Below are 8,640 nucleotides of genomic sequence, written 5' to 3'. Positions count from 1 at the left end.
CCAGAACTACTTCTTACTCCCAGCTCTTTATCGCACAGCTCAAGAATCTTTTTGTACTCCTTGGACTGTAAAATGAAATTTAATCCGCCAAAACGCTGTGCTCTCTCAGAAATTACTTGTATATTTGCCATACCCTAACGGGGTGTTAGATATTGTTATTCAGTTATTTATGTCAAGATAAAGATAACAATTTCTAACGACAAAGGGTGAGAAATCGCAAGAAATCTCACCCTTCTTTTTTACCCCTCACTCGACTTGCGGAATCTAGGTTCGAGGTTAGGAGTTTTGGTCTGTTTTTTTGATGGTTTTCATCTTGTCTAGCTTGAGGGAACGCCTTTATATTTGATTATTCTCCTCTGCAAAAGCTCCAATTATGAGCTTTTAAAGAGGATTCTTAGTTATCATCCTTTGGTGTCCGATAAACCTTTTAATTTGCTACTTGACTGTTTGACTTTATACGCGTGAGTAGCTTTATTATTGAGAAAGGTCGGACGCTTCCACCAACATTATTGTGAGCTGATAGCAGAAACCTCGGCCGAAGGGTCAGACTTAGATTGGATTGTCTGATCCCCTCTGCCGAGGTCTTTTTTGGCCTTAGGTAAGAAACTATACTATGGGAGGTGGAAGTAATCCTCTCTCAATATCTGGATATACTCCTCGAGTGCAGTACGCCCCTTAGCTGTGAGGCGACAGGTAGTACGGCTTGATCTCCCGGCCGACTCCTTCTCCACCTCTATGTAGCCTGCCTCTGAGAGTTTATCGATCTGCACACTCAAATTGCCACTGGTAGCACCCGTTTTCTGTCGGAGATAGACGAAATCCGCCTCGGCCACAGAGAGCAATATCGATACAATAGATAGTCGCAGCTGTGAATGCAATAATGGGTCTAGCTCTCTCATGATCTTACCTTTTTTGGTCGGCTATTGACGTTGGCAGGAACTAGGAATAGCAGTCCGAGCAACACACCTGTACGGAGATGATCCAAAGGGGTAAACAGAGGTAGATTGAGCACCACACGGCAAAGCATCAGCATCCCTGCGAGTAGCATTACTAGCGAAAAGAGATAAAATCCACGTCGCTTGGTCAACGCCCATACCTGCATCAAGTTGAAGCTCAATATTACCACCGCTAGAGGGGCGAGCAACTGAAACATCCAGTTACCTGTAGTCCAACCAAAAATAATAATTGCCACACTAGCCACAGCAAAGTAAGTACCCGTAGCACCTAGCACCTTAGCGATACTCTCATCAAGAAAGGTGGTGACTCTATGCCCATCATGCTCTCCACGTGCCGCAGGGATAAGGGGCACTAAAAACATTGAAAACCAAATGGTATGCCACCAAGGACTTATTAGATAAGTAGTGGCAAAGAAAGCGAGTAGCCCCACAAGTAGGCAGGCAGTGCCCCATACTCTAAAGCGTATCACGATGGATCGCATATCCTCACCCTTTGTAGCTTGGAGCATCTTGGTGATCGTCTCCAAACTCTCCATCTCGTTCATCTTCTTTTCTTCCATAATCTTCAGAAATAATAAGTTTACATTATAAACCATTCACTCAATAAAAAAGGGTGCGCGCCACCTTTCTCGCACCAAAGGTACAAAAGTTTATAATATAAACCAAACATCTAAGCCATTATTTTTAGAGATAGTTTGGGGGTACTTTGTGGCATACAATTTACGCCTAATTCACTGCTATTTAATGGAAAAATACAGCAGTCCAAATGCACTTTTGTATCTTGCTGTAATACAATAAGATAAGAAGCCAAAAACTGAGTTGCAACTAAGCAAATGCCGAGTTGCAACTAAGCAATCGGCGAGTTGCAACAAACCAAATGCTTAGTTGCAACTCAATAAATGCTTTGCTCCTATCTCGTCCGAAACCTATTTTGAGAACATCAATTTCATCGGACCTCCGCGCGGAGGTCCTTCATTGGGGGGGGCACCTCATCGGACAGGTCAGACGTCTGTTTTGGGCATAAAAAAGTAGCGACCCATTGGCACCTCAAGGACGAGCTTGAAGAAAGCCAATAGGTCACCACCAACCTAACACCTACCACATCACTCTAATGAGTAGATCTTTGCGAGCCTTTACCCTCTTTTCCATCTAGGCACTTTAGGACAGTAACAGTGTGCCTACTTGGATCGAAAGTCAATGGGTCTCTATCTCTCTAGATAGATCAACTCGCTTTTGATATCGACGGCACTGCTCCAATCGGTCGTATCCCAGCATAATTCCGAGCATAAAATCCTCCTCTGGGGTGTACTCCGCAAGGGGCTTGTCGTCTCCTATATGTCGGATAACATCTAGGCAAGGACCGTCTCCAAAGAAGACATTGTACTTGACTGGTGTCACCTCCTGTAGGATATATTCTATATGACGGCTACAAAGCCAATTCTCCACCTCACCCTTAAGGGAGGAGTGAAAAGTATAAAGTGCCAAGCTCCTAAGTTTCTTGTGATACTCATAGGTAAGGTGAGATAGCACTCCCATTGCTCCGCTCATATCTGCCTCCTTTCTATCTCTATAGCAAGGGTTTTAATTGGCTCACCCAGCCTTCGATGCGCTCTTCGGTCTGGTCTTCCTCATTATCCGCATCGAGTGGGAGACCTACAAACTCATCATTGACTACAGCGGTGGAATCATCAAAAGAGTAGCCATCTGTGGGCACCTCGCCTACCATCTTGCAGCCTTTGTCATTAAAGAAGTGGTATAGCTCGCCCATGCCATCAACAAAGGTATCGGAGAAGCTCGAGGAGTCGCCTAGCCCGAAGAGAGCCACCTGCTTACCCGTTAGCTCCACGCCCGAAAGCTTGTCTAGCATATCGCCCCAGTCGTCCTGCAAGTCGCCACAACCCCAAGTGGAGGTGCCGAGAATCAGGCAATCGGACTGCTCAAATGGTTCGGTGCCACAATCGGCTACATTGTGTAGCTCAGGCTGGAAGTCGCTCAGCTTAGAAGCGATCAACTCTGCCGCCTCTTTGGTATGATCGGTACACGTACCGTAGATAATTGAGATCTTCTTCATATTACTCTTATTGCTATTTTACTATATGGTATGTAAAGATAAAATGCTTATTCTCCTATCAATTCATGAGCAAAGGTAGGCAATAACTGACCGCCCATCAATACCCATTAGTAGTGATTTTAGCTAGTTATCTCATAGCTAATTATGATGAATACCCACTAGATTCGCCCAGGATCGATTTATCCAAAAAGGTCTTAGAGCAACCGCTAAAGCGGGGACTAACGTGGTTACCCCTTTGTAGGTACCCTCATCGGACAAGTCGGACAGGACAGACTAGCCGGACACCACGATAAAGCACCATATCTCCATTACTAATCAGTAGAATTTGGTATATTTGTTGATATATAATATATGAAGTAATGGCAATAACTATATGAAGCTAAATAAGATCATTTCAATGGTAGCGGGGCTGATGCTGCTGATGCCCTCTCTAGGGCTATATGCCCAGTCGCACAACGATAAGAACCAAATAGCGGTAAGTAGGGCACAATATATATTTAACTCTGCCCTCTCTGGTGTAGCCGCCTACTATGTAGATACCTTTGATATACAGGAGGTGAGTACAGAGGCCATCAATGCGATGCTGGCACAGCTAGACCCCTATACCAATTATATCCCTGAGGTGGAGAAGGAGGATTTCCAAGTAATGACCACCGGGGAGTATGCGGGCATCGGTGCCTATATCCAGTTAGTGGATAGCACAGTCTATGTACAGTATCCCATGCCAGGGTCGCCGGCAGAGCGTGCAGGGCTCCGTATGGGTGATGCCTTTTTGGAGATCGATGGGGTGTCGGTAGTGCCTGGCACGTCCTCCAAGGTGAGTAGTAAGCTAAAAGGCCCTGCTGGCACTAGTGTGCGGGTGAAGGTACTAAAACTGGGGAAGAGTGATCCAGAGGAGATGGAGATTGTGCGTGGATCTGTGGTGGTGGATCAAGTGGTAAGCCGTGGCCTTTACCAAGATAGCATTGGCTATATCCGCCTCAATAGCTTCACCACGAAGAGTGCTGAAGATGTGAGGAGAGCTTATGCCGAGCTCAATAAGGGGGGTAAGATGAAGTCGCTGATCCTAGACCTCCGTGGCAATGGTGGCGGTGTAATGGGAGGAGCTATTGAGCTACTCAGTATGTTTGTACCAAAGGGGACCAAGGTGCTCTATACTAAAGGACGGCTACCACAGACTTCGCAGGAGTACTTTACCGAGCAGGAGCCTATAGACCTGGAGATACCTCTGGTGGTGATGATCAATGGAGGCTCGGCTTCGGCAAGTGAAATCGTGGCAGGTGCTTTACAGGATCTGGATAGAGCGGTGATCGTAGGGAGTAAGAGCTTTGGAAAGGGGCTAGTACAGACCACGCTTCCAACCCCGTATGATGGCATCCTCAAGCTGACCACTTCGCGCTACTACATACCGAGTGGGCGTTGCATTCAGCAGCTCGATTATTCACACCGCAATCCCGATGGATCAGTTGCCTCGGTACCCGATAGCTTGACCAATGTATTTCACACGGCAGGGGGGCGCGAGGTACGTGATGGCGGTGGCATTCGACCAGATGTGGAGATCGAGGGAGAGATGATGGATGCCATCACGATTGCCCTCAGCAACCAAGGGCGGATCTTCCAATTTGCCAACCAACTCTTTTTGGAGCACCCACAGGCAAAGGAGCTACAGGATATTGTGATCTCGGATGAGGAGGTGGCTCGGTTTATTGGAGAGCTAAAGGGGGAGGATTTTGAATTTGGCGAGATGAGCCTAGAGATGCTGAAGTCGGTGGAGCAGGTAGCTAAGTTTGAGGGATATGAGGAGGTGAGCAAGGAGGCATTTGCCACTCTTCGCAAAGCACTTACGCCCTCAATTGATCAGGCATTTGCCAAGAGTCGGGATCAGATTGTGCGTCTGCTCCAAGGTAGCCTTGCTCAGCACTATTTCGGTCAGGAGGGGCAGTTTGCTATCACACTCCAAGACGATCCTACCATGCAGGGAGCTATGGACATCTTGAGTACGCCAAAGCGGTATCACGACATTCTACGGAAGTCATCACTCCAATAATCTCATCACTATGGCGAAGCACGATAGAGGCGGTATGATATTTTCTACCAATAGAGACCTAATGGACCAGCTCCAGAGCACCCCTGAGGTGGAGACTTTGCCCCCTGAGAAGCAACCTCTAGTGGTACGCAGAGATAATAAAGGACGGAAGGGCAAGGTAGTGACGCTGGTGGAGGGATTTGTAGGCAGTGATGATGAGTTGCAGACTCTAGCAAAGCGACTGAAGGTGGCTTGCGGTGTAGGTGGCAGTGCCAAGGAGGGCGAAATACTGATACAGGGCGAGGTGGTGGAGCGGGTAATGACTCTACTTCAGCAGTGGGGATACGAAAAGTGCAGAAGGAGATGACGGAAGCTGCGGTTAATAAGTCGGCAGGTAAGGAGCAAAGACCGCTTAATATATTCAAAGCATCGGCGGGTAGTGGCAAGACCTACACGCTAGTGCATCGGTACCTGGATCTGCTACTTTCGGATGGTATGGAGGGGGGATACAAGAGGATCCTTGTTGCTACCTTCACTAATAAAGCAACGACGGAGCTGCGGGAGAGGATTGTGAAGGAGCTATATGAGATTTCTCTCAACGGAAGAAAGCAAGAGAAGGGGGCGCCAAAGAAAACGCCACAACAAATAGATAAAGAGAAAAGCAAAGCAAGGGAGGTGCTGGAGGAGATCCTGCTCGACTATGAATCTCTGAGGGTACAGACGATCGACTCTTTCTTTCAGGAGATTGTCCGCACCTTCGTGATTGAGCTGGAGAATAGTAGCGCCAATGCCGAGGTGGCACTCGATAGGGATGGGGCGATTGAGATGTCGGTGGATCGCCTCCTTTTGAATCAAGAGAGCAATGTATTTACTCGATTGGGCTCAGTGCTTCTCTCTCGAGTGGAGGAGGGTGATAGCACTGATGTGCGTGCGGCTATTATCAATCTTGCCAAGGAGATGCTCTACAACCCCCAGGCGGATAAATACTCTATCCAAGCCCTCGACCCTAAGGATATTGATCTAGCTGCAATGGAATTGAAGACAAAGGCCGAGGAAGCTCTCACAGAGATGGAGAAGCCTTTCAACATCCTTCAAGACACTCTTGCAGAATACGCCGATGAAGCACTGGCACTTAGTAGCTATGGTTTCCTAAAAGCTCTGCAAGGGAAGGAGCTATCCGAGCTGATCCTTAGGAAGATCACGGACCCACAAAAGCCTGTATACGACGGCAGAATAAAGGTGGGAAAAGATGGAAAGTTGGCGATCTTCTCTAGTAAGAACTTCAAAGTGGTGGCAAAGCAGTTTCCGGAGCTAATGAATGGTCTTGACGATATAGAGCAGAAGCTATACGACCTTAATGATGTGATTGGTCAATATGCAGGAGACTATCAGCTCGCTAAACTGCTCAAGGAGCATCTGAGCCTGCTCCCTATTCTCTCGCAGCTACAAACGGAGATAGCACAATACCAAGAGGAGCACAAGGTGGTGCTGATCGAGGAGATCAACGAACTGGTTAAAAAGGTGATCAACGGTGCTTCTACCCCCCTTATCTATGAAAAGGTGGGCGGAAGGATTGACCACTATATGCTCGATGAGTTTCAAGACACCAACCGCACGCAGTGGGAAAACTTTAGGGTGCTACTCATTGAAAGCCTGAGCCAGATGAAGGAGAACTTCCTCGTAGGCGACGTAAAGCAAAGCATCTATAGGTGGCGAGGTACCGATAGCTCTCTACTTAATAGTGAGGTGGAGAGTGACCGCATACTCCAATACTTTACAAATGATGACCCACTGAAAATCAATTGGAGAAGTGACGAAAACATCGTGCGCTTCAACAACCTATTCTTTGATAACATCTACGACTTCCCCTCCCATACTGATCTCGACGGGGAGAGTAATGAGGTTTACAAGAAGATATACGAGAGCAACGTCTGCCAAGAGCCTAACAAGAAGAATGGGCATGGCTACGTACGCTTTGAGCAACTAGAGGCAGGCGATGAGGGCGAGCCGGTAGAGGAGGTACTCACTAATCGGATAAAAAATCTACTCCTAGACCTTCACAAAGATGGCTACAACCCAGGGGATATCGCCTTCGTGGTACGCACCAATAATGAAGCAACGAAGATAGCAGAGATGCTGAATAACTTCGCCACAGAGGACAAGGCCAATCGCCACTGCTTTACCTTTCTCTCGGATGAAGCCCTACTGGTGAGCCACTCAAGCACAGTGAAGCTGATCACAGCACTATACCAGCATGTAGCCGACCCTCAAAACAGCCAGAAAAAGGTCTTCTTTGAGGTGGCATGCCATACCTTTGGGATATCCGATGAGGAGAAAATAGAGCAATTGATCCAAATAGTGCAAACGGGAGCTACCCTCTTTGAGATAACCAATGAACTCCTGGCAAATCTCGAGATACCAAGTGAGGAGGAGCTCTATATCAATTCGTTCCTAGACCTACTCCACGAGTTTGTAGAGAATGAGCCCAATACGCTACTCCAATTTAGCTATTGGTGGAAGCGCATCGGTGTCCGGCAGATGGTAACCATGGGCAATGACGAAAACGACAAGATACAGCTGATCACCCTTCACAAAGCAAAGGGGCTGGAGTTTCCCGTGGTGATTATGCCCTATCTTGATTGGGATATCTCTAAGCTTAGCTTTAATAGCAGTTTGGAGTTTTGTGACACCGAGGGATACCTTCCTGAGGGCTTTGTGCAGCATCCACTCCCCTTCTACATTATTCCTGAAGCCCCCTCTGCGCCACATCTCAATTCGCTCATTGGCAAGAAGTATAGAGAAATACACGAGGCCAACTACCTCGATAATCTCAACCTACTCTACGTGGCATTTACACGCCCGAAAGAGCGGCTCTACCTCTTTACCAAAGAGAAGCCCACCACTAAGAAAGTGACCCGTATCGTACACGAGCGGCTAAGATTGCTCAAGAAGCTAGACCCCAGCGAGGATAGTATGCTACAGTGTGAGAATGAAAAGGTTTGGACCTATGGTAATGAGCAAAGGGGGGATAAGAAGAAAGAGGAGAGCGCCACGCCGGAGGAAGTAGCGACAAAGGTGGAGCTACACCTTAATAAAGAGCCACGCCAATCGATTCTTAGGCGGATAGAGTCCGAAGCTGCCTTTGATAGTGAAGCTATTCAGCACGGGATTAAGATGCACGATGTGATGTCGAGAGTGATCTCGTGGGACGACTTTGAGCACGCCGTTGCCCGCCTACCTAAGACAGAGGAGGAGAAGCAGACCCTGATCAACCAATTTAATACAGCTCTGGCGGAAGACCCACAGCTACGAGACTGGTTTACCCCCAAGGAGGGAAGGAGCATTCTCACCGAGCAATCTATCTACATCGGTGAGTACGACCAGCATAGGCGACCCGATAGGCTGATCATAGAGGGGAGCAATGCCATCGTGATTGACTATAAGTTTGGCGAGAATACCGATATACCGCAGTACCGAACTCAAATCAAAGGCTATCTAACCCTACTAGAGAAGATGGGCTTCCAAGCAAAGGGATATCTATGGAATTGGGAAAAGACCCCAGAGATTGTAGAAGTAAAGAAATAACA

Annotated in this window: 7 protein-coding genes; 3 read left to right on the top strand and 4 right to left on the bottom strand. The window is 47.5% G+C overall.

The features are described from left to right. Positions 1 to 611: 611 nt before the first annotated feature. From A3GK_RS0106530 to fldA, 4 genes are all read right to left on the bottom strand, one after another. Positions 612 to 902, bottom strand: a complete 291-nt coding sequence (locus A3GK_RS0106530) for a winged helix-turn-helix domain-containing protein (RefSeq protein ID WP_026161767.1) — start codon at positions 900 to 902, stop codon at positions 612 to 614. Continuing rightward, complete coding sequence (locus A3GK_RS0106525) at positions 896 to 1,516, bottom strand: hypothetical protein (protein ID WP_018028667.1); 621 nt, start codon at positions 1,514 to 1,516, stop codon at positions 896 to 898. The genes A3GK_RS0106530 and A3GK_RS0106525 overlap by 7 nt, the downstream gene beginning before the upstream one ends. A 634-nt stretch (positions 1,517 to 2,150) precedes the next feature. Further along, positions 2,151 to 2,504: a DUF2023 family protein gene (locus tag A3GK_RS0106520; protein ID WP_244860730.1), complete on the bottom strand. Its 354-nt coding sequence runs from the start codon at positions 2,502 to 2,504 to the stop codon at positions 2,151 to 2,153. A 19-nt stretch (positions 2,505 to 2,523) separates the two neighbouring features. Further along, complete coding sequence (fldA, locus tag A3GK_RS0106515) at positions 2,524 to 3,027, bottom strand: flavodoxin FldA (protein ID WP_018028665.1); 504 nt, start codon at positions 3,025 to 3,027, stop codon at positions 2,524 to 2,526. A gap of 373 nt (positions 3,028 to 3,400) precedes the next feature. On the opposite strand from fldA, the gene A3GK_RS0106510 reads away from it, so the two are divergent. Genes A3GK_RS0106510 through A3GK_RS0106500 form a run of 3 tightly spaced genes read left to right on the top strand, consistent with a single transcriptional unit; the run spans position 3,401 to position 8,638 of the window. Further along, positions 3,401 to 5,074 carry a S41 family peptidase gene (locus tag A3GK_RS0106510; RefSeq protein ID WP_018028664.1) on the top strand — a complete coding sequence of 558 codons (1,674 nt, stop codon included), beginning with the start codon at positions 3,401 to 3,403 and terminating at the stop codon, positions 5,072 to 5,074. 10 nt (positions 5,075 to 5,084) lie between these two features. Continuing rightward, positions 5,085 to 5,420 (top strand): translation initiation factor, encoded by a 336-nt coding sequence (locus A3GK_RS0106505; RefSeq protein ID WP_018028663.1) that lies wholly within the window; start codon positions 5,085 to 5,087, stop codon positions 5,418 to 5,420. After that, positions 5,417 to 8,638, top strand: coding sequence for a UvrD-helicase domain-containing protein (locus A3GK_RS0106500; protein WP_018028662.1), 3,222 nt, complete (start codon positions 5,417 to 5,419; stop codon positions 8,636 to 8,638). Before A3GK_RS0106505 ends, A3GK_RS0106500 begins: the two co-directional genes overlap by 4 nt. The last annotated feature ends 2 nt before the right edge of the window (positions 8,639 to 8,640 follow it).

Source organism: Porphyromonas somerae DSM 23386, assembly GCF_000372405.1.
GTDB lineage: Bacteria > Bacteroidota > Bacteroidia > Bacteroidales > Porphyromonadaceae > Porphyromonas_A > Porphyromonas_A somerae.
The sequence above is the reverse complement of the archived record's forward strand: the minus strand, read 5'-3'. Positions and strand labels throughout refer to the sequence as shown.

Coding starts and splice junctions, on each gene's coding strand:
- A3GK_RS0106525 (WP_018028667.1), bottom strand. CDS start 1,516: ATGGAAGAAAAGAAGATGAACGAGATGGAGAGTTTGGAGACGATCACC.
- A3GK_RS0106520 (WP_244860730.1), bottom strand. CDS start 2,504: ATGAGCGGAGCAATGGGAGTGCTATCTCACCTTACCTATGAGTATCAC.
- fldA (WP_018028665.1), bottom strand. CDS start 3,027: ATGAAGAAGATCTCAATTATCTACGGTACGTGTACCGATCATACCAAA.
- A3GK_RS0106510 (WP_018028664.1), top strand. CDS start 3,401: ATGAAGCTAAATAAGATCATTTCAATGGTAGCGGGGCTGATGCTGCTG.
- A3GK_RS0106505 (WP_018028663.1), top strand. CDS start 5,085: ATGGCGAAGCACGATAGAGGCGGTATGATATTTTCTACCAATAGAGAC.
- A3GK_RS0106500 (WP_018028662.1), top strand. CDS start 5,417: ATGACGGAAGCTGCGGTTAATAAGTCGGCAGGTAAGGAGCAAAGACCG.